This window comes from Nocardia mexicana NBRC 108244 (genome assembly GCF_001613165.1).
Taxonomy (GTDB): domain Bacteria; phylum Actinomycetota; class Actinomycetes; order Mycobacteriales; family Mycobacteriaceae; genus Nocardia; species Nocardia mexicana.
The window spans coordinates 22,392-42,589 of sequence record NZ_BDBV01000120.1 but is presented as its reverse complement, the minus strand read 5'-3'; the positions used below and the strand labels follow the sequence as shown (position 1 = coordinate 42,589).

The 20,198-nt window shown below is 68.4% G+C and carries 12 protein-coding genes and 1 pseudogene; 3 read left to right on the top strand and 10 right to left on the bottom strand.

Annotation, left to right across the window (positions count from 1 at the left end):
* On the bottom strand, positions 1-444 hold a 444-nt coding region (locus NM1_RS43650), incomplete at its 3' end, for a hypothetical protein (RefSeq protein WP_218022188.1).
* Between the two features lie 285 nt (positions 445-729).
* On the opposite strand from NM1_RS43650, the gene NM1_RS36685 reads away from it, so the two are divergent.
* Positions 730-1,425, top strand: a complete 696-nt coding sequence (locus tag NM1_RS36685) for a hypothetical protein (RefSeq protein ID WP_068031242.1) — start codon at positions 730-732, stop codon at positions 1,423-1,425.
* Positions 1,426-1,714: 289 nt separating this feature from the next.
* On the opposite strand, the pseudogene NM1_RS44350 reads toward NM1_RS36685, so the two are convergent.
* From NM1_RS44350 to NM1_RS36660, 6 genes and pseudogenes are all read right to left on the bottom strand, one after another.
* A pseudogene (locus NM1_RS44350) lies at positions 1,715-1,990 on the bottom strand (WhiB family transcriptional regulator); the annotation flags it as partial.
* 274 nt (positions 1,991-2,264) lie between these two features.
* Complete coding sequence (locus NM1_RS36680; RefSeq protein WP_068031239.1) at positions 2,265-4,790, bottom strand: ATP-binding protein; 2,526 nt, start codon at positions 4,788-4,790, stop codon at positions 2,265-2,267.
* Between the two features lie 9 nt (positions 4,791-4,799).
* Positions 4,800-7,337 carry an ATP-binding protein gene (locus NM1_RS36675; protein ID WP_114699443.1) on the bottom strand — a complete coding sequence of 846 codons (2,538 nt, stop codon included), beginning with the start codon at positions 7,335-7,337 and terminating at the stop codon, positions 4,800-4,802.
* A 120-nt stretch (positions 7,338-7,457) separates the two neighbouring features.
* Entirely contained in the window at positions 7,458-8,024 is a 567-nt protein-coding gene (locus tag NM1_RS36670; RefSeq protein ID WP_246010817.1) for a dihydrofolate reductase family protein, read from the bottom strand.
* A gap of 132 nt (positions 8,025-8,156) precedes the next feature.
* Entirely contained in the window at positions 8,157-8,705 is a 549-nt protein-coding gene (locus NM1_RS36665; protein WP_068031232.1) for a hypothetical protein, read from the bottom strand.
* 389 nt (positions 8,706-9,094) lie between these two features.
* Positions 9,095-9,829, bottom strand: coding sequence for a MerR family transcriptional regulator (locus NM1_RS36660; RefSeq protein ID WP_068031229.1), 735 nt, complete (start codon positions 9,827-9,829; stop codon positions 9,095-9,097).
* A gap of 130 nt (positions 9,830-9,959) precedes the next feature.
* Between NM1_RS36660 and NM1_RS36655 the strand changes: the two genes are divergently transcribed.
* Positions 9,960-10,316: a DUF1707 SHOCT-like domain-containing protein gene (locus tag NM1_RS36655; RefSeq protein ID WP_114699457.1), complete on the top strand. Its 357-nt coding sequence runs from the start codon at positions 9,960-9,962 to the stop codon at positions 10,314-10,316.
* On the opposite strand, the gene NM1_RS36650 is transcribed toward NM1_RS36655, so the two are convergent.
* Complete coding sequence (locus tag NM1_RS36650) at positions 10,317-12,782, bottom strand: serine/threonine-protein kinase (RefSeq protein WP_068031224.1); 2,466 nt, start codon at positions 12,780-12,782, stop codon at positions 10,317-10,319.
* Between the two features lie 240 nt (positions 12,783-13,022).
* Here NM1_RS36650 and NM1_RS36645 point away from each other — a divergent pair, with 240 nt between their 5' ends.
* Positions 13,023-14,078 carry an SPFH domain-containing protein gene (locus NM1_RS36645; RefSeq protein WP_068031220.1) on the top strand — a complete coding sequence of 352 codons (1,056 nt, stop codon included), beginning with the start codon at positions 13,023-13,025 and terminating at the stop codon, positions 14,076-14,078.
* Positions 14,079-14,232: 154 nt separating this feature from the next.
* Here NM1_RS36645 and NM1_RS36640 read toward each other — a convergent pair whose 3' ends face one another.
* Together NM1_RS36640 and NM1_RS36635 are read right to left on the bottom strand one after the other, a co-directional pair.
* Complete coding sequence (locus tag NM1_RS36640) at positions 14,233-15,093, bottom strand: arylamine N-acetyltransferase family protein (RefSeq protein ID WP_068031217.1); 861 nt, start codon at positions 15,091-15,093, stop codon at positions 14,233-14,235.
* A 115-nt stretch (positions 15,094-15,208) separates the two neighbouring features.
* Complete coding sequence (locus tag NM1_RS36635; protein ID WP_246010818.1) at positions 15,209-20,149, bottom strand: NAD-glutamate dehydrogenase; 4,941 nt, start codon at positions 20,147-20,149, stop codon at positions 15,209-15,211.
* Positions 20,150-20,198: the final 49 nt, after the last annotated feature.

Below are 20,198 nucleotides of genomic sequence, written 5' to 3'. Positions count from 1 at the left end.
CGGCTCAGTCTCATTCCGGCCCCCCGGATTCGGCGGCGCAGTCTCATTGCGACCACCATCACCGGAACGGTCACCACCACGACCAGCGACACCGGGCCCGTCGTTGCCGGGACCATTGATGGCGGGGTTATCGCCATTGGGACTGCCGGGTTCGCGAGATCGGGATGCCGCTCTTGCGGCCTCCCATTCCCTGTATTCGTCAGGGTGATCCATCATCAGCCTTTGCATGGCGTTCTCGATCGCCACAGCTTCGGCTGAGTCGGGGTCCCGGTCGACTCGGTCCTGAAGGCGACCGAGTGCAGTCCTGAATTCGCTAGGATCGAAGGATCCGTCGCTACCGCGACCGATGTTAAGGCGGTTGCGGTCCAGAGCTTCCAAAAGGTGACGCCCGACCTCCTCTTGGTGACTGTAGGCGTCGGCTGATGCACGGGCGGGGTCGGTCATGTGCCTGCCGGTAGCCCAGTGGAGGTAGTCGCCTTGCCTCCTCAGCGCCCTGACCGCTGCATCGAAGAGTTCCCCGAGTAGATTCCTGGCCACCAGCTCTCACGCCCTGCTGTCGGCGGGAGGCGTCGACCGCGATGGCCGGACCAGCCGTCCGGTCGCCCTCACACACATAATCGCCAGTGTCACCCTACGTTCGATGTAAATCCCCGCACTGAGGCAACTCCGATTGTCAACTATCCCCAACGCTGGTGAATAGCCTGCTCTCGCAGGTCGTACGGTCGCACGATGGATCCGTCTCGTTGCGTCGTTCTTGTTCCGATCGGCGGACACATCGAACTCGCCTGCGCCCGCGAACTCGCCGAACTCGAAAGGCGCGGATACACGGTGCGCTGCGTGGCCGGTCATTCCGCCATAGATCAGGGGCGCAGCCAGATGGCCACCGATGCGCTGCAGGACGACTTCGACGGCCTGATGTGGATCGATGCGGACATCGGCTTCGAGGCGGATTCGGTCGACAGGCTACGCAAACACGGGCTGCCCATGGTCTGTGGGATCTACCCGAAGAAGGGTGCACGCCAGCTTGCCTGCCACCTGCTTCCGGACACCAAGCAGGTCCTGTTCGGCGAGGGTGGCGGCCTGATGGAAATCAAATACGCCGCAGCGGGTTTCCTCTTCACGCACCGGAGTGTGTACGAGACGATCTTCGAGCACGAGAACCTGCCGATCTGCAACACGCAATTCGACCGCCCCACCGTGCCGTACTTCCTGCCGATGATCGAGCCCGACGGCGAGAACCACTGGTACCTGGGTGAGGACTACGCGTTCTGTGAACGCGCGCACCGCAGCGGATTTCGGATCATGGCCGACTCCAGCATCCGTCTCAATCACATCGGCGGACGCGACTACAGCTGGGAGGATGCGGGTACGGATTTCCCGCGCTACTCCACCTACAATTTCGTGCTCCAGGGCGGCGAGGAGTAGACATTCGACGCCCGCCGCCTCGCCGTCGAGCAGTGCGCGCGGCCGACCTCAATGAGTTACTCCCGGACCGCGATGAGGGTATGAGGGTCGCGGCCCGGGAGTGAGTTCGAGATTACCTGCCGCACAATGAGTTTGGTTCCCAGTGATGGGGAGTTTGGCCGGTGTGGGCGAGGGCCGGTTCCCGGCGCACGCCGCGATGGGCGGCGACTTCCCGCGTATCGCGAGGGTCCTGGGCGCCCCGATGCGGTGCGGGGGCTTCCTGGACACCGCCCGGTGGGATGGGTGGCATTTGCCGGGTTCTCGAGTGCCTACGCCGCTCGTCCTCCGACATGCCGCCCCAGATGCCGTACGGCTCCGCCGCCGACAACGCGTAGTCGCGGCAGGCGGCTAGGACAGGGCAGTCTCGGCAGATGCGCTTCGCGTTGCGCTCCCGGTCCGCCCGCGCGCGACCGCGCTCACCGTCAGGATGGAAGAACACCGCCGAATCCACGCCACGGCACGATCCCTGCAGCTGCCATTCCCAGGATTCGGCGGCGAGACTGCGAAGACGAGCAACCGCGGGCATCAGCAACTCCTCGATGCCGCAAACATGCAGTCAGCTTAGGATCTCCCCAGTTCTGGGAACCGATCCCGGCGAAAAGCGTGCCGGGACAACGATGAAGGCGCGTGCCGGGACAACGATCGGGGTGCCGGGACAACGATCGGGGTGCCGGGACAACGATCGGGGTGCCGGGACAACGATCGAGGCGGGTGCCGGGGACAACGAGATCGGGGCGTGTGCCGAGCTCAGGACGGGACGCAGGCCAGGGCCCGACAGCGCGCATACGCTGGTCCCGCGTTCACTGACGAGACCGTGCGGGCCGCTGCTGGGACTCCGCTCGCACCCGCTCGGAAAGTTCTGCGGGAATGTGCTCGATGACCACGGACCTGTTGCGCGCGAACAGCTTTCGGCGAATGGACACCACCTGGGCGTCGACCGTGCGGACTGAGGTGCCCCGGCGACCGGCGATGGCGCTGTTGGGCCATCCGGCCGCCACCAGCACGGCGACGTCCTGCTCCGCGACCGACAGGTCGTCCCAGTGCAACGATCCGGCGACGGGCGGGGTGGAGTGCTCATCGGGCTCCTCGTCGAGCGTCAGGGTGCCCAGGAAGTACCGCTGCAGTTCCTCGAGTTCGGGGCGCAGGCGGGCGCCCCGCCGAGCCGCAGCGGCGTAGCCGGGCCGCCCCAGTACCGAGGTGGCCACCTCGACGGCGCGCTGGATCCCCCGCGCCACCAGCGGGACCCGGTGCGGGTCGACACCGATCGACCGGTGCAGCGTCTCGACACCGCCCTGCAGGACGGCGATCTCCGTGGCGGCGGCCGTGAGTTCCGCCGGGTCGGCGTATCCGGTCGCGATCCGCTCGGCCAGTGCGTGCGCCAGAGATCCTATGCAGCAGTGGACAATCCAACCGGACGTCCACGTATTGCCCGTGGCGACATGGCGTTTGAGTATCGCGCGGGCCAGCGCCACGGAATCCCGTCGCCCGTCGACGGTGGCATCATCGATCAGCGTGCGCAGATCGGGCTCCGAGATCGCCCATCCGGCAACGGCATCCAGCGATCGATCGAGCTGCTGCCGATGACCGGAGTCCGAACCGCCGAGGAACGCCCGCGCCAGCGACGCACTGAGCTCGGCGCGCCGCACCCCGGCGTGATCGCCCGCGGCGGCGAATTTCGTTCTGGCCCGGGCCAATACGTCTATCGCGCGCGGATCCTCGTCCATCAGCAGCAGTTCCTGCCCCCAGGTGAACTCGACCACGGCGGGCAGGCCGATATCGACTCCCGGGTCCTGGCGCCAGGTCATTCGCAGCTGGGGATCCGACATGTAGGCGGCGACGCATTCGTCGAGCAGTTGCGCGGTGTAGGCGCTGCGCCCCTGCCACAGGGCCGCGATGCCGACCCGCGCCGCCGCGGTGATCCGCAGTTCGGCCGGTGCGGTGTCGGCCCCGCGGGTGACCTCGAGCGCCTGCTCGGTGAGGTGGGTGACGGCGCGATTGGCACCGGCGACGAACGGAACCCGCAGGGCCATCAGGGTACTGGCGCTCGTCAGGCCGATCACCGCCTCCGCCGGATCGGTGAGGCTGGACTCGATGCTGAGCAGGATGTTGTCCCAGGCCGACCGGGCCCATTCCAGCCACTGCTCCTCGTTCGGGCCGTACCAGGCGGTATGGCCCGCGACCACGCCGTCGCGGTAGTACCGGCGATGGCGGGCCAGCAGCCGCGCCGCCGCGTCGGGGTCGCGCCGGCGCAGCTGCTCTCGCGCGAAGACCCGCACACTCTCCGGCAGGTAGTAGTACACCGATGTCGCGGTCATGTGCGTGGATACCAGGGAGCGTTCCACCACCCGCTCCAGCAGCTGCAGCACCCGCTCCGGCGACAGCGGGTCGTCCCCGCAGACGGCCACGATCGCGTCCGTTTCCGCCCCGCTGCAGGCGCGGTTGTCGTCGCAGACCGGGTCGAACCCGGCCGCGAAGATCGACATCCGCTCCAGCAGCAATTGCTCACTGCCCGTACATAATCCGTACGACCAGGCGATGACGTCGTGCACGCTGTGATGCCGCTCCTCGGCGCCCGCGCGGACCCCGTGCGACCATTCCAGCCGCTTGTCGTCGGTATCCCCGGTGAGCTCGCGCAGCACCGCGGACAGCGGCCGGTGCAGCAGCCGGGCCGCGGCCAGCCGGATGAACAGCGGGTTGTGATCGGTGTGCTGGCAGATCCGCGCGGCGAGCCGGTGGGTGTCGGGATCGTCGGGCAGCGGCCGGCCGGTGAGTTCGGCGCGGTATCGGAACAATTCGAGGGCGTGCGCGGCGGACAGCGAGGGCACGGCGACGACCTGTTCGTCGACCCAGCCCACCGGCTCCCGGCTGGTGGCCACGACGACCAGCCCCGGCACCGTGGCGAGCAGGGCGGTGATCAGGGGGCGGACACCGTCCAGCACGTGCTCGCAGTTGTCGAGCACCAGGAACGTCCGGTACGCGTCCGTCGCGGTGAACGTCTCGACCAGGCACTCCCAGGCGCTGCGTCCCGCGATATCGGATCGCAGCACCGTGCCGACCACCTCCTCGGCGACGGTATCGGAGTCGGTCCCCGGCGCCAGCCTGGCCAATCGGATCCAGTGCACCGCATCGAGTTCGGGGTCGCGATAGCGCCGGAGTCCCTCGGCGGCCAGCGCCGTCTTCCCGATGCCGCCCGTGCCGACGAGCGTGATCAGCCGGGCATCACCGCCGACCAGGAGCGCGCCGAGATGCCGCAGCTCGGTGTGACGGCCGATGAATTCGCTTGCCGCGGCGGGGATCTCATTGCCATGGCGAGGTTGCTCGGACATGGTCGGTGATCAGCCCCGCCGCCGCCTCGGCGCTCGCGCCGGCCGGCATTCGGATTCGCGTCGCACTCGTTCGGCCAATTCCTCGGGGATGTGGTGGGCGATCTCGGCCCGGGTGGGTGTCATCAGCTTCTGCCGGATCGTGGCGACCTGGGCGTCGACGGTCCGCACGGAACTCTGACGGTGGTCGGCGATGGCCCGGTTGGACCAGCCCGCCGCCGCGAAGACGGCGACATCGCGTTCCGCGCGTGACAGCGTATTCCACCGCGCCGACGACGGAACCGACTGCGGCCCTTCCGGTTTCCGGTCGGCGCGCGTCGCACCGGCCGCGGACGGGACCGGGGTCGGCAGGTCGGGTGTCTGGCCGTCGAGGACGAACTGCCGCAGCGCATCGAACTCCGGCCGCACTCGCGCCCCCTCGGCCGCGGCGCTCGCGTAAGCCTGGTCGTCGAGGACGGCGGCGGCAAGGTCTGCGGCACCCTGGAGTTGTGCGGTCATCAACGCGACCCGATCGATCACTGTGCCCATCGTACGGTGGCAGGTGCGGAAGACCTCCACCAGACGCGCGATCTCGGTGGCCGCCGCGGCGCGGGCGGTCTCGTCACCGATTGCCGAGGCCTCCAGCAGAATTCGGGCGGCGACCATGATCCGCGCGCCGACCGCCCAGCTCACCGTCCAGATATCCCCCTCGATCAGATGCTGTGCGAGCACGCCGTGCGTGAGCGCCGCGGCCGCATCGGCCGCGCCGTGCTTGACCAGGGCAACCGCCCGGGCCAGCCGGGCCCATCCCTGCGAGAGCACCGAACCGGAGTCCATCGAGCGCGCGAGAATGCGTTCCGTAATGTCCAGGGCCGCTTCACGATCGCCGACGAATGCGGCGGCCAGGGCGACGAAGACACTGCTGAGTTCCGAACCGGCCACATCGCCGGCGGCGACCGACTTGCGCCAGGACCGCTCCAGCACCCCGATCGCCCGGGGATCGGCGTACACCAGGAACAGTTCCAGTCCCCAGATCCATTCGACCGGTGCGGGCAGGCCGAGGTCCTCCTCGGCGGAGTCGCGCCACCGGACCGCCTCGGACGCCGGCAGCCAGGCGGTGGCGCAGGCGTCGAGCAGCCGGGCCGCGTCGGCGCTGCGGCCCTGCCACAGGGCCACCCAGGCCAGCAGGGCCATGGCCCGCACCTGCAGCTCGGTCGGCAGCGGGTCGGCGTCGCGGGTGGCGTCGACCGCGCTCTCGGTGAGCCGGGTGAGGGCGGGCCCGCCCCCGGTGGCGTACGGGATCCACATCGACAGCAGCCCGGTCGCCGTCTCCAGGGCGACGACCGCCTCCCCCGGATCGGCCAGGCCGGTCTCGACGGCGAGCAGGATGTTGTCCCAGCCCGCCCGCATCCGATCGTGCCAGTCCTGCGCCTGCTCGCCGTGCCAGATCGACTGCCCCGCAGCGACTTCGTCCCGGAAGTAGCGGCGGTGCCGCGCCGTGGTCCGGGCCGCGTCCCGCTCGCGGCGCTGCAGCCGGGCCCTGGCGAACACCCGGACGCTCTCGACGACGTACCAGCGCACAGCAGTGGCGGTCAGATGCTCCGATACCAGTGACCGCTCGGCCAGCCGCTCCAGCAGGGGTTCGATCCGCTCCGGCGGCAACTCGTCGTCGGCACACACGGCCACGACCGTGTCCAGATCGATGCCGTTGCGCAGCGCCTGCTCGTCGTCGGTCTCGCAGCCCGCGGCGAATACCGACAGCCGCTCCAGCAGCAGCTGTTCCTCGGCGCCGCACAGCGCGAACGACCAGGCGATGACGTCGTACACGCCGCGGTGGCGCGCATCGGCGCCCGCGCGGGCGCCGTGCGACCACTGCAGCCGCTTGTCGTCGGCGTCGCCGGTCAGCTCGCGCAGCACCACCGCCGGCGGCTGATAGCGCAGCCGGGCCGCGGCCAGCCGGATGAACAGCGGGTTGTAATCGACGTGGCGGCAGATCAATTCGGCGATGCGCAGCGGTTCGGGATCCTCCGGGATCGGCCGCCCGGTGAGTTCCGCGCGCCGGCGCAGCAGGGCGAGCGAATGCGCCGCGGACAGCGGCGGCACCGGCACGATGTGCTCGTCGACCCATCGGATCGGCTCGCGGCTGGTGGCCAGGATCGTCAGTTCGGGATCGGCCAGCAGGTTTCCGACGATGCGGCCGACCTCCGCGAGTACATGCTCGCAGTTGTCCAGCACCAGCACTTTTCGGTACGGCAGGCCGTCGCGCGCGATGGGTGGCGGCCGGGATCCCGCATCGACCTGGATCGCCGATCGCACCATGTCCTCGGTCACCGATTCCGGCCCGAGTTCGGCGAGACCGACCCAGTAGACGGCCAGATGCAGGCTTCGGTGCGCCCGGCGCAACGCCTCGGCGGCGAGCCTGGTCTTGCCGATGCCGCCGGGACCGATGAGGGTGATCAGCCTCGCACCGCTGAAGAGCCGGGCCTCCAGACTCTCCACATCTGCTTGCCGACCGATGTACTCACTGGTAGCTACGGCGGGGACCGCGCCGGGCGTCGGTACAACGGACATAATCAGAGAAACCTAGCCTAAACGGCATTGGCTCGCTGCATGTTTCGCCGTGAGAGCTGCAGGTCACAGCTTGCACGGGCATCCCGGAGCCGAGTTCCGGGCGCTATGTGATCGCGGGTTCTACGCCGCCGCGGCGGTTTGCTGGTAGTGCATCTGCACCACGGCGCTGTCGAAGGTCATGACGTCGACCAGCTGCAATCCGGCCTGCTCCACCGTCGTCGGGAACAGCGGGATGCCCCCGCCCAGTAGTAGCGGGTGAACGAATACCCGGTACTCGTCGATCAGCTCGTGCTCCATGAAGAACGATGCCGTTTGGGTACCGCCGAACAGCACCATGTCGCAACCCGGTTGCGCGCGCAGCGTCGAGATCTGGTCGACGATGGAGTCACCCATCACCTTGGTGTTCCAGTCGGCGCTGCCCAGCGTCCGCGACAGCACGAGCTTCGGGGTCGCCTTCCAACATCGCGCGAAGTCCACGTAGAACGGGGAGATCGCCGGGTCGGCGTCGGCCGTCGGCCAGAACGAGGCCATGAGCTCGAATGTCTTGCGCCCGTACACGAAGTAGCTGGCGCCCTGTAGCTCGTCCAGAAACGACGCGCACAGCTCCTCGTCGACTACCGGCCAGTGCACCTCCTGGTCGGGCCCCTCCGCGAAGCCGTCCAGCGACATCTGCATCCACAGAGTCACACGTCCCATCACATACCCATCTGCCGCCTTGATGTGACTGTGATTTTGGACAGAACTAACGAGGTGCGCAATCGGTAGGTCAGCGCGAGTCTACTTAAGTAGCCGACAGATGAACGGGAGGTGCGGGATCGGTCAGCTCAGCGAGCCTTCCCGGCACGAGCTCGAGGTCCGCCAGGTCGGCTCCGGCCGAGCGCCGTCGAAGGTCCAGTTCGAGATCGGGCCCGCCGCCTTCCAGTACAGGCCGCCACCCGCCGGGAACGCCTCGTAGATGTCCTCGGCGCCCTCGATCAGCTGGTCACCGACGCAGTAGTCGGTGTAGGCGGTACCCGGCTGGCGGGCGCCCGGGCTGAACCGGCCCGCGGGGTTGCCGTTCGCACCCGGATTGGGAACGGTGGTACGCCGGTTCGCCACGCCGTCGCGGTTCCAGCGCGCACCGGCCATGAAGTCCGAATGGCAGGTGAAGGCCCAGCCCCCCGCGTAGACGGTCTCACCATCGGGGTAGGGGTTTCCCGCCCAGAGGCAGGGCGCTCCGGGCAGGTCCGCCGACGCCGGTGCGGCCACCGTCCCGAGCCCGAGCCCGCCGACCGCCAGCGCGGCCACCGCGGCCGCGGCATACCTGCCCGCTCTCGACACCCGGCCGTCACTACAGCCCTGATTCCGTGCATCGCTGGTGGTGATCATCGACGTCTCCGCTTCCTATCGAACTTTGTATGGCGACCCGACAGTGATCGACTCATGAATCAATGTACCGTTATCTAACGGCGTATTCAGGTCGAAGTCTCCACCGGTGGGAACGAATGGCGGGACCATCAACCGAAGTGACGGTGAGCGGACTCGGTCGCGAAGGGAATGATCCTGCTCGGAGGCGAGCGTTCAACTCGAGTCGGGAGCAGTGCGACCCGGCATCAGGCGCGGAACGAGTGTCGCGCGGTCAGTGCACGGAAGGGGACGTTCGGCTCGGGGCCGGGCGTTCCGCCGCGGGTACCCGGCATTCCGGTTCAAGCACGGAGCGGCCGGGCGGGTCGAGCTGTGCGGGGCAGGGTGGAGACGCGGCGATCGGGGCGGTCCGGTCAGGCGCCGGAGAGCACCTCGGCGAGCTCGGAATCCTGATCGAGATAGCGTGCGACGAGCCGGGAGATCAGCTCCGCCGTCACGCGCGCGGGCACGGTCCGGGTCGCGTCGGCCCGCTCGGACAGCCTGCCCAGATCGTCCGGGCCCCGTTCGGACTGCTGGAATTCATTCCAGGCGGTCCGCTGGAAGAGGTCGGCGAACCGGCGGGCGATGCGGTCGCAGTCGCCGTACAGCCGCTCGAGCTCCGTCAGCAGCGTGTCCTCGGAGACACCCGTCGCGGCCAATTGCTCGGCGGTGCGAGCCAGCTGGGGGTCGGCGATGCGGTACGTGGTGGCGTCGACCGGTTCGTACAGCCCGAGCCCGACCACCCGGGCCAGGCCCTGCGGTACCCCGCGATACCGCTGCTCCAGTTCGGTCGCCGAGATCGTCTCGCCCGGCGACGCATCGCTCTCCGACGGTACGTCCGGCCCGCCGACGCCGAGGATGACGCCGAGATCGTCGCCCCGGTCCCAGGCCGCGAGCAGCTCTTTTATCCCGTTGAGCTTGATCCCCCGGTCCAGCAGCCGGCTGATCGTGTGGACCCGATTGAGATGGTCCGCACCGTAGAAACCTGTCCTCCCCTTCACCTGAGGCGGGGGCAGTACACCCCGCTCGTGGTAAACGCGCAAGCTACGCACGGTCGTACCGGCCGCACGGGCCAGTTCATCGATCGTGTACTCAGTACCGACTGACATACATAAAGGAAACCACACTGAAACAAGTTTGCACGATGAGTGACGCAGTGATGTGTACTAACCATGGTCGGACGACCATCTTCCCGCCGGTGGAAATCCGCAGGCCGTGGCTGTCCATATTCTGCTCGGCATGAACGAAATCCCGGAAGCTCGAACGGGGACGGACGAGCGAGAACGCGCGCTGCGGGATCTGTCACAGCACCTGGCCTCCGGGAGGCTGACGCTGACCGAGTTCGAGGAGCGCAGCGCGCGGGCGCACGCCGCCACCACCAAGGCGCAACTGGCGGAGCTGTTCACCGATCTGCCGGGCGCCGAGGCCCCCGAGCCCGCCCCGATCGCCCCGAATCCACTCCTCCGGCTCGCCGTGCTCGCCACGGCGAGTGTGGTTTTCGCGGCGGCGGCCGTGCTGGTCACGGGCAACTGGCTGTGGCTGTCGGTGCTCGCGGCCGCACCGGCCGTGGTCGTCGCCCGCAAGTATCTGGGCTGATCACCACCGCGTGCGCGGGCGCACCTGATTGGCCAGATCGACCAGCCGGTAGCGGTGCAGCCGGTCGGGGGCGGCGCGCGCCAGGTCGCGCAGGCACGATTCCAGGCCGCGCGACAGACCCGGCTCGTCCAGCGGGAAATCCAGCAGGGTCGCGCCCGGATCCCGGGCCCAGCCACCCGCCCGCAACCATTCCAGCGCCGCGCCGACCACCACGACCCGCAACTGCAGCGCCCGGGGCTCGTCGGGCAGCGCCTGCAACCGCGCCGCCGCCGTCACGATATCGCCGTCGGTGACCTCGGAGACCGGCCGCGAGACCAGCAGCAGGCAGCCGGTCATGTGCGCCACCGCGTAGTGCCGGGACGCGGCGGGCACCTGATCGAGAACGGCGACCGCGTCGAGCAGCTCACCGTCGGCGGCCAGCCGGCGCGCCAAGCCGAAGGCCGCGCTCACGACGCCGTGATTGGTGCGCCACACCGCCCCGTAGAAGTCCACGGCGGCGCGATGCCAGTACTCGGGATCGGCGGGATCGTCCAGCGACTGCAGCACCAGCTCCGCCGTCGCCGCCAGCGCCGTCATCGGTGCGATCTCGCCGGGCACCATCGAGTGCACCAGATCGAAATGCCGGTAGGCGCTTTCGTGCCGACCGCCGAGCAGCGCCGCGATGCCGTGGTACCACTCCAGCCGCCAGTCCGCGCCGTAGCTCGGCTGCAACTCGGCCAGCAACCGTGTGGCCATCTCGATCTCCTCCAGATCGAGATGGGCCCGGATCGCGGTGAGCGAGCCCTCGAGTTCGAACGACTCCGGTTCGGCGATGGTGCCCGCGGCGATGCGATCGCTGGTGCGGCGCAACGCATCCAGGGCGTGCCGCGGATCGGCGTGCAGCATCGTCGACAACAGTTCCGCGCTGGGGTCCTCGCTGTCGATCAGCGGCACCGGCAGCGCGGAGGCCACGCTGCGCGCATCGAGGATGGGCATGCGCGTGCGGCCGTCGACGATTCCGTCGGTCTGGCCGATCAGCGTATCGATGCCGAAATCGCCCCGCATCGAACTGAATTCGACCGATGCCTGGGGATATTCGCGTCCGGTATCGGTCGCGAGCACCGTCCGCAGCACGCCGGCGAGCTGCAGATACATGGCGTAGGTGGACGGGAAGCGGCGCTGTGGGTCCCGGTCCGTGGCGCGGCACAGCAGGCGGTGCAGGGCCGGGTAGCGCCGCAGCAGCGGCTGCTGTTCGGGCGAGGGTATCCCGTGCAGATAGTGACCGGCATCGTCGCAGGGCATTTCGAGTGCCAGCGCGGCCAGCGTCCGGCCGACGGTATAGATATCCGACATCACCGTCGGCCCGGTCTCGGTGATTTCGGGAGCCTGGTATCCGGGGGTGCCGTAGATGCTGCCGTAGGACTCCATGGCGGCGACCGCACCCAGGTCGATGAGCTTGACCTCGTCCTCGCTGACCATGATGTTGTCCGGTTTGAGGTCGTTGTAGCACAGCCCGAAGGAATGCAAATAGTCCAGCGACGGCAGGATTTCCATCATGTAGGCAATGGTTTCCGCGACCGGAATGCGATTCGGTGCCCGCTGATCCAGGACCTTCTTCAGCGACCGGCCGCCGACATATTCCATGACGATATAGCCGTCGGGTATATCGCGCGCCGACCGGTGCTTGACGAAGTTGTAAATCTTGACGATTCCCGGGTGCGCTACTTCTGACAAGAATTGTCGCTCGGCCAGGGCGACCACATGCGCCTCGAAGTCCTGCGGATTCTGCAGTCCTTTCAGCACCACCCAGCGATCGCTGACATTGCGGTCCACGGCCAGATAGATCCAGCCCAGCCCGCCGTGTGCCAGGCAGCCCTGCACCTCGTACTGCTCGGCCACCAGTTCGCCGGGTTGCAGGGCGGGGCGGAAATTGAAGGGCGAGTTGCATTTCGCGCAGGTGCCGCTCACCACGGCGGGCTCGGTATCGGTGGCGCGGCCGACCGGCGCGTTGCACTGCCAGCAGAACCGTTTGTGTTCCGCCACTTCGGGATTCGCCAGCATGGCCGCGCGCGGGTCCACCGGCGCGACCTGCGGCATCTCGACCAGGCCGCCGCCCAATCGCCGTGGGCTGGGCCGGGTTCGGGAACTGCGGCCCGATCCGGCATCCGAGCCGGACAGGCCCAGCATCTCCAGCTCGGAGGCCTCCGACAGCTCGGAGAGTTCCGGCGCCTCACGGAGGGTGTGGTCGGATACCTCCGGCTCGCCGCCGGAGGGGCTCGGATCCGGTGAGAACGACTGGGCGGGTTCGCCTTCCGGCGCGCTGGGTTGCGACCACGGATGCCGGAATCGCTGCGAGAGCTCCGATTTGGCGGCACGCCGGGTGGCCCAGGGACGCGGTGCCCGGCTCGGCACCTCGGTTCCGCGCATCCGCCGATTCGCCCAGGGGTGCGGCAGCGGCTGTTCGGATGCGCCGGATGGCTCCGCCATGAGAAACCTCTCGAGCCCGCGGATGAATCGGGCTCTCATTGTGGTTGGCCGATCGTCGCAATGCTTATGCCCGCTTCCCCGGTATGGGAATACTTCCCATACCCCGCGAGCCACAGAATGAAATGGACGAACATCTACTTAATGTACCGTTGTTTAACGGCGCGTTCAATAGTGGTTCGTCTGATGTTGGGGTGGCGGCGACCCTTCGCCACCCGCACGCATGCTGACGATGGAGCACATATGGCCTGGCTGGAACGGGAATTCATCGCGGTCCCCGAGGAACGCAAGAACCAGCTCCTCTACAAGTGGCCGGACCTCAACATCCGGCGCTACACCCGCGCCCACGTCAACGCCGACGAGATCGCCCTGTTCGTCAAGTCCGGCAAGGTCGTCGGCGCGATGGGGCCCGGGCGGCATCGGGTCGACGCGGACGAGTTGCCCGTGCTCGGCGCCCTCGTCGACACCCTCAGCGGCGGCAACTACTATCGCGCCGAGCTGTATTTCGTCTCCACCCGGGAGTTCTCCGGCCTGAAGTTCGGCGGGCGGCTGACCGATATCGTCGATCCGGCCACCGAGCAGGTGGTGACGCTGCGGGTGTTCGGCGAATTCTCGCTCTCGGTGCGCGATCCTGCGGATCTGATCACCACGCTGGCGGGCACCGTCGATCCGGCCGATCCGGGCGCGGTCCCCGGCTGGTGCGCCGACCTGCTGCTGAAATCCATGAAGGTCACCGTCGCCCAGGGGATCTCGGCCGGGGAATGGCCGGTCCTGGGGTTGTCCGCCCAGCTGCAGCCGGTCGAGACCGCGGTGCTGCACCAGACCAATCTCGCGCTCTACGAATACGGCCTGCGCATCCCCCGCCTGGGCAACTTCGACATCTCACTGGCCCCCGAGGATTCGCAACGACTCAAGCGACTTGCCAAGGACGTCACCTACATTCGGCTGACCGGTGACTTCCAGCGCTACGCCGCAGGCGAAATGGCGCTCGGCGCGGGCCAAGGCCTCGCCGAGGGCGGCGGGCGCGTCGAGGGCGGATTCCTGGGCGCGGCATTGGGAGTCAACGCGATCCAGCAGCACGTCGGCAGCCCTCCCCCACCCCACCAGCCCGCCCTGCCCACCGGTGGGCCGACCTGCACCGGCTGCGGCACCGCCAACCCGGCGGGCGCGAAGTTCTGCATGAACTGCGGTACCCGACTGGCGAATTCGTCCCCGGCCCACTGCACCGACTGCGGCGCCGAACTCGCCCCGGGCGCCAAATTCTGCAACTCCTGCGGCACCCCGGTCGCACGCATCTGAGCGGACGGTCCGTCCGGCCTTCTCGCCGGACGGTTCGCACATCCCCTGACGGGCTCAAGCCACTCGGGGCACCAGCACACCGAGGATTGCGGATTCTCGAGACCGAGCACCGTCGACACATCGGCGAACGAAGTGGCGGGACGTACCGCGAAGCTCACGAACCGACCGTCACCCGATCCAGCCGGTCGTTGTCCGCCTCGTCGAGTTCGATGTCGAAGATTTCGGTGAGGACCTTCGATACTTCGCTGCGCTCCAGGTCGCGGGATTCGCCGGTGCCGTCCGGGTAGTCGGTGATCAGTGTGGTGCCGTCGAGCATGTGGTGGACCTCCGGGTGGATCCGCTGCAGGACGGGGCGGGTGAGGAACGGGGAATGCGACGAGGTCGAGGTGTAGTGGTTACCGACCACGTAGTCGATTCGGTACTGCGGGTTCATCGAGAATGTGCGCCGGGTCCAGCCGTTGTGGGAGAAGCTGTGCAGGGTCCACAGTGCGCCGCCGAGCTCGTCCGTATCGCGTTCCAGCAGGAATCGCCAAGCGCCGATGGTGAATTCGTCGGCGCTCGGGGTCAGCGCGATCGGCTCGAGCGGGCCGGAGCCGAAGCCGACATCGCACAGCCAGGCCCGGTCGTCGTCGGCGGCGGTCACGCGCAGCCCGGCGTGGGTGGCCGGTAGCAGGCGGTCGTCCTCGCCCAGGAATATGCGGCCGGACAGCCCGGTGACACCGAAGCCGAGCCGTTCCAGCACGGCCGCGAACAGCGTCGCGTTCTCGAAGCAGTAGCCGCCCCGGCGGTGCCGGACCATCTTGTCCTGCAAGGACTTCACGTCCAGCAGGATCGGCCGGCCGAGCAGGATTTCCAGGTTCTCGAACGGAATCGTCGTGGTGTGCAGGTACACCAGGCGGCGCAGCGTCGCGACGGTCGGCGTGCGGTCGCCCGTGAAGCCGATGCGCTCCAGGTAGGCGTCCAGGTCCAGATCTTCACTGCCCCAACGGTAGGAGGGGTCGGCCGGTGTGTTCATGTCTCCTCGTTCCGATTCCGTTTTCAGGTTCGGTCGTGGAGCCTAAGATCTAAACCTTACTCGAGGTCAACACGCTTCGGTTCGCCCGCGGTGCCACGCACGATTTCCGTTCCGGTCAGCCGACCGCGCCCGTCGCCACCGTGGCGGTGGTCTCGCCGCTGGAGACCATGCTGCGGACCTGGCGGGCGGCGACCGAGAGGGTCGCCAGATCGTAGGAGCCGACCGCGTAGATCTCGCCGAGTGCCGCGCGGGCGCGGGCCAGGCGGGAGCGGTTGGTGGACTCCCAGTAGGCGATCTTCTCGTCCGGGCTCTCGGCCGGATCGGTCGCGGCGAGCACGTCCACCGTCAGCGACCGCAGCGAGTCGTACAGGTCGTCGCGGACGGCGAGGCGGGCCAGGGTGCGCCAGCGGTCGCCGCGGTCGAGCCCGGCAACGGCCGTGAGCAGGCGCTGGATCTCGAAGTGCAGGTCCAGCGCGTAGTAGAGCGCGGCCACCTCGTCGGCGTCCCGTTCGCAGATGTCGGCGATATCGAGCACGTCCAGCAGCGGGAAGCGGTGCACGAGCAGCGCCACCTCCTCCGCCAGTTCCCGCGGCGCGCCGCGCTCGATCGGTCCGCCGGAGCGCTGCAGCACGTCGTCGGCGAGCGGGCCGGGGCGCCAGGACGGCACCTTGTCGGCGAGAGCCTGAACTCCCTTGCGGTAGCGGGTGATTCCGGCCCCGATCGCCAGCGGCTGGGGGCGGTTGGCCAGCAGCCACCGGGACGCGCGGTCGAGGGTGCGCTTGGTCTCCAGCTCCAATTCGTTGCGCACCGCGGTCGGCATCGGGGTGGTCCGGATGCGCTGCCACAGGTCGCGCAGGTCGAAGATCTCCACCGTGGCGGTGAAGGCCCGCACGGCGTCCTCGGCGGTGGCGCCGGTCTCCTCGCTCAGCCGGAAGGCGTAGGTGATGCCGCCGTAGTCGACGACGTCGTTGACCACCATGGTCGCCAGGATCTCGCGGCGCAGCGGGTGACGGCCGATGGCGGCGCCGAACCGTTCGCGCAGCGGCACCGGGAAGTAGGTGGGCAGCACGGATTCGAAGGCGGTGCTGTCCAGCAGGTCCCCGGCCAGCAGATCCGCCTTCAGCGAAAGCTTCACGTGCGCAAGGAGATTCGCCAACTCCGGAGAGGTGAGCCCCTGGCCGTCGGCGATGCGTCGCTCCAGCTCCGCATCCGACGGCAGTGCCTCGAGTCGACGGTTGAGGCCGCGGCGGTTCTCCAGTTCGGAGATCAGGCGGCGATGGACCACCGCCAGCGGCTCCGCCTCCGCGCGCGACAACCCCATCTGAACGTTCTGCGAGATGTTGTCGCGCAACACGAGTTCGGACACCTCGTCGGTCATCGCGGCGAGCAGCGCGTTGCGTTCGTCGACGACGAGATCTCCGCCGGAGACCACGCCGTCCAGCAGCACCTTGATATTGACCTCGTGGTCGGAGCAGTCCACACCCGCCGAGTTGTCCAGGGCGTCGGTGTTCATCCGGCCGCCGCCCCGGCAGAACTCGATTCGCCCCAGGGCCGTGAGGCCGAGGTTGCCGCCCTCGCCGATCACCTTGACCCGCAGGCTGTTCGCGTCGACCCGCACCGCGTCGTTGGACTTGTCGCCGACATCGGGGTGGGTCTCGGACGACGCCTTCACGTAGGTGCCGATGCCGCCGTTCCACAGCAGGTCGACGGGGGCGAGCAGAATGGCGCGGATCAGTTCCGGCGGCGACAGGGTGATCACGCTCGGGTCCAAATCCAGGGCCTCGCGGATCTGCGGGGTGATCGGAATCGCCTTGGCGGTGCGGTCGTAGACGCCGCCGCCCGCGCTGATCAGCGACGTGTCATAGTCACGCCAGGACGAGCGGGGCAGGGCGAACATGCGCTTGCGTTCCTGGAACGACTGTGCCGCATCGGGATTCGGGTCCAGGAAGATGTGCCGGTGATCGAACGCGGCAACCAGGCGGATGTGCTCCGACAGCAGCATGCCGTTGCCGAACACATCACCGGACATGTCACCGACACCCACCACGGTGAATTCCTGTGACTGCGTGTCGATGTCCATCTCGGCGAAGTGCCGCTTCACCGACTCCCACGCGCCCTTGGCGGTGATCCCCATGGCCTTGTGGTCGTAGCCGACCGATCCACCGGAGGCGAACGCATCACCGAGCCAGAAACCGTAGGACTGGGCGACATCATTGGCGATATCGGAGAACGTCGCGGTGCCCTTGTCGGCGGCGACGACGAGATAGGTGTCGTCGCTGTCGCGGCGCACCACCCGCGCGGGCGGCACTACCTGCCCGGTCGCGTGGTCCACGTTGTCGGTGACATCCAGCAGGCCGGAGATGAAGGTGCGGTAGCACGCCACTCCCTCCGCCTGCAGCGCCTGACGGTCCACCGTAGGGTCGTCCGTGCTCTCCGGTGGCCGCTTGACCACGAACCCGCCCTTGGCTCCCACGGGCACGATCACGGCGTTCTTGACGGCCTGCGCCTTCACCAGACCCAGCACTTCGGTGCGGAAGTCCTCGAGACGGTCCGACCACCGCAACCCGCCGCGCGCCACCGCACCGAACCGCAGATGGACGCCCTCCACCCGAGGCGAGTACACGAAGATCTCGAATTGCGGCCGCGGCCGGGGCAATTCGTTGATCGAGTGCGGATCGAACTTGAAGGACAGGTACTCCGTGGGCTGCCCGTCGGCGCCGCGGCGGAAGTAGTTGGTGCGCAACGTCGCCGTGATCAGGCCCAGCATGGCCCGCAGGATCCGGTCGGTATCCAGGCTGACGACCGCCTCGATCTCGGCCTGCAGCCGCTCCGCGATGGCGGCGGCGCGCACCGAGGCGACCGAGCCGACACCGTCGGGATCGAAGTAGGCGTCGAACAATTCGGCGAACGCGCGCGCCGTCGTCGGATGGGTGACGAGCGCGCGGGTGATATTGCCGAAGGTGTAGGCGAATCCGGCCTGCTGCAGGTATTTCGCATAGGCCCGCAGCATGGCGACCTGACGCCAGTGCAGCCCGGTGCGCAGCACCAGCTCGTTCATCCCGTCGACCTCGGTGCGGCCGTGCCACATGGCCGCGACGGCCTCCGGCAGGCGGCGCCGAATGCTGCTGTCGGGCAACGACTCCGGATCCACCGAGCGGGACAGGTCCGCCTCGATGTCGGGATCGGTCGTGCCGCGCAGCAGGGCCGCGGGCACGCGCAGGCCGAAGTCGTAGATCCACTGGCGCGAACCGTCGGCCAGATCCAGCCGATACGGCCGCTCGTAAACCACCTCGACGCCGAAGCTGTGCAGGACCGGCAGCACCCGGCTCAGCGACACCTCGGTACCGGCCACATACAGCGTGAATCGCCACTCCCCCGAGGCGGATTCGTCGCTGCGGTACAGATTCGTCTCGATCGCGCCGTCGGACAGCCGCCGCAGCCGGCGCAGATCCTCCAGCGCCTGCGCCGGGGAGTACTCCTCCTGATATCCGGCCGGGAAGGCGGCGGCGTAATCCTGTGCCGCGGTGGACAGTTCGGGATTTCCCCCCGCCTCGGCCAGCAGCCGATCCGACCACGTCCGGGTGGTGGCGAACAGCAGCTCCTGGATGCGTTCGCGGTTGGACTCGGTGATGTCGGCCAGCGGCGCATCCTGGCGGCGGTGCACCGTGAAATAGACGACGGCGAGCTCGGATTCGGTGGCGCGGGCCGAGTACGCGACCTGCTCACCGTCGAACTCCGCCTGCAGCACGTCCTGCATCCGCAGCCGCACCTCGGTCGAGTAGCGGTCGCGCGGAATGTAGACCAGGCAGTAGACGGCGCCGCTGCCGGCGTCGCGGCGGATGAACAGCCGCACCTGTCGCCGCAAACCCAAATTCATGACGGCCGAGACGGTTTCGAACAACCGGCGCGCGTCGGTGGAGAACAGCTCCACCCGCGGGAAGGTCTGCAGCATCTCGAGCAGGCCCTGGCCGGAGAACGAGTTCAGCGCGAAGCCCGCCCAGTCGATCACCTGCAGCACCCGCCGCGAGATCACCGGGATATCGAGAATGTTCTCGTGCGCGCCCGCCACGGTGAACATGCCGACGAACACGTGCACGCCGCGCGGTTCGATCGGGCCTCCGGCGGGCAGGAACTGCTTGGGATCCGCGTCGCCGTAGTCGGCCACGCTGATGAAGTAGACGTCCGGCGAGCCCGGCATCATGGCATCGGCCGAGCCGTTGGCCATCCGCAGCACCGAGTCGTCGCCGTCGAAGGCGGGGACCGCGATCTCGCTGCCGGATTCGCCGCGGAGCACACCGAGGCCGGTGCCGGACACCGGGATGGGCGCGACCGGACCATGTTCCGCCGCAACGAGATTCGGGCTGTCGTAGTAGCCGTAGCCCAGCAGCGTGAAGTGTCCGTCGGCCAACCAGCGCAGCAGCCGCGCGCATTCGGGGACCTCGGCGTCGCGCACCCATTCCGCGGTGTGGTCGAGCCGGTTCGCCAGCGCCCGGATCGCGCGGGTCATGGGTGTGGTGTCGTCGGCGACCTGCCGGATCACCCCGAGCACCGGCCGCAGCGCCTGCTCGATGTTCTGGATCAGTTCGTCGTCGGTGTCGAGCGCGAGTTGCACGTGCATCCAGGACTCGCGGACCGCGGTGCCCGCGCCCGGCCGGGTCTTCGGGCCCGATCGGCCCTCGCCCTCCGCGGGGGCGATGGCGCGCAACCGGCCGTGATTGTCGCGCAGCACGTCGAAGACGGGATGCACCACCTCGGTGACCACTGCCCCCAGCCGCCGCAGCGCGGCCGTCACCGAATCGACCAGCAGGGGCATATCGTCATTGACGATCTGGATCGCGGGGCCGAAGCCGTCCCCGGCCCGGTAGACGCGCGTCAACGCCTTACCCGGCCGCCGGACCGCGGCCAGCTCGAGGTGCTGCCGATAGATCAACTCGGCGCGGCCGGTGATCGCGGGCGCCGCGGCACCCGGCTGAATCCAACGGAAGTAGATCGCTTCCAGGTCGGTCGGATCGTCACGGAATCGCTTCCATGAAATCGTCTGCTGGGTTGCCGCCACCGTTCCTCCGTGTCTCGTGCATGCACTCCCTGCCGCCCGACCCGGAGAG